The sequence below is a fragment of the Burkholderia sp. Ac-20392 genome, from assembly GCF_017104585.1.
GTDB lineage: Bacteria > Pseudomonadota > Gammaproteobacteria > Burkholderiales > Burkholderiaceae > Burkholderia > Burkholderia lata.
This window is the reverse complement of the sequence record NZ_JAAGPB010000982.1, coordinates 1-1,328: the sequence shown is the minus strand read 5'-3', so window position 1 is coordinate 1,328 and position 1,328 is coordinate 1. Positions and strand designations below refer to the sequence as shown.

The 1,328-nt window shown below is 71.6% G+C and carries 1 protein-coding gene and 1 pseudogene; both read left to right on the top strand.

Going from position 1 to position 1,328, the window contains the following annotated elements:
* Window positions 1-227 precede the first annotated feature (227 nt).
* Window positions 228-1,043, top strand: a complete 816-nt coding sequence (locus G3N99_RS40255; RefSeq protein WP_206125196.1) for a pilus assembly protein — start codon at window positions 228-230, stop codon at window positions 1,041-1,043.
* Window positions 1,040-1,328 (top strand): annotated as a pseudogene (locus tag G3N99_RS42655) (type IV pilus secretin PilQ); the annotation flags it as partial. The gene G3N99_RS40255 and the pseudogene G3N99_RS42655, both read left to right, overlap by 4 nt.

Here is a 1,328-nt window from a genome sequence, read left to right as displayed (position 1 = left end):
GGCATTTGGGCTGGCATTGCGCGCGAGCAGCGTGGCTGGCGGATCGATATCGATACGTTGAAGCCTGCTTCGGATGCGCCGGTCGTTACAGGCGGGATGCCGTTCCGGTTCTCGGTCCAGCTGCGCTGGCGCGACGCGATGGTGTCTCGGAATGCGTCGGGAGGTGGCGCGTGACGGCGGCGCTCGTGTATCGATCCGCACTGCGCGGCGACGCATGGTGGGGCGGCATGCGGCGCGTGTCGCCGGCGGCTGCACACATCGCAGGCTGCGCGCTCGCGTTCGCGGCCGTGCTGGCGGGCGGCATTCATCTGGTAAATGCCGCCGACTGGAGCGGGCTTGCGCACAGCCGCGCGTTGCTGGCGGCGGCGCAGATGCGTGAGGCCGACGCGCAGCGTGTTCTGACGGACGCTGCCCGGCAACGTGACCGGAATCCGGTGGCGGCATACGGCGATCGCTCGCCGCGTGCGCCGGAATGGGCTGCGTTGATGCTGGAGCTGGCGGATCGCGCCGCGTCGAGCGGGTTGCTCGACGTATCGATCGAACCGTTGCGCGCCGATGGCGCGGTACCGGACGGCCGGCGCACGGTGCGCATCGTCGCGCACGGCGGCTTTCGCGCGCTGCTGCAGATGGTCGGCGGGCTGGCGCGTTTCCCGGTGCTGGCGGTGCCGTCCGCGCTGCGTGTCGAACGGGGAAGGGAGGCCGCGCGGGTGGAAATGGCTGTCGACGTGTTTCCGGAGTTGCCGGCGCCGACGTCCACGGGCGGGGAGGCGTCGGTTCTGGCCGACGCGTCTGGCGCCGATCCGTTCGGCGAGGCCGGTTCGTCGGAAGCGGAGGGGGCGGCTGCCCGCCTGGCCGGCACGATTCGCGACGGGCGCGCCGGTCTTGCGCTGTTTGACGACGGTGACGGCGCGTTCACGGCCTTGGTGCCCGGCGAAGCGCTTGGAGCCGCGCGGGTCGTGCGAGTCGATCCCGTCACCGTGACGCTTGCGACGGCGGACGGCGCGTACCGAGTCACCCTGAACGACGGGAGGCGGCCAAGATGAAGCACGGATGTCGGGTGCTCGCCGTTTGGGCCGGATTGACCGCAGTCAGTGCAAGCGCGTCATTGCCGCCGCTACCGGCCGTCTGGCCTGCCGTATCGACGGATATGCCGGTGCCGGGCCTGCCGTTGCCACAAGGCTCGGTGGACGGTGCCGATCACACCGTATCGACGGAGGCCGGCCCGCCGCCGTTCGACCAGGCGGCTCGCGCAGCGCTTCAAGCGGAGGCTGCCACCCCGGCACCCGGGCTGGAGGGGCCGCCAATCCCGTTGGCGCCGCCGGCCCGGA

Bases quoted from the DNA above. Each gene is read 5' to 3' on its own strand.
- G3N99_RS40255 (WP_206125196.1), top strand. From the start codon at position 228: ATGCGGCGCGTGTCGCCGGCGGCTGCACACATCGCAGGCTGCGCGCTC.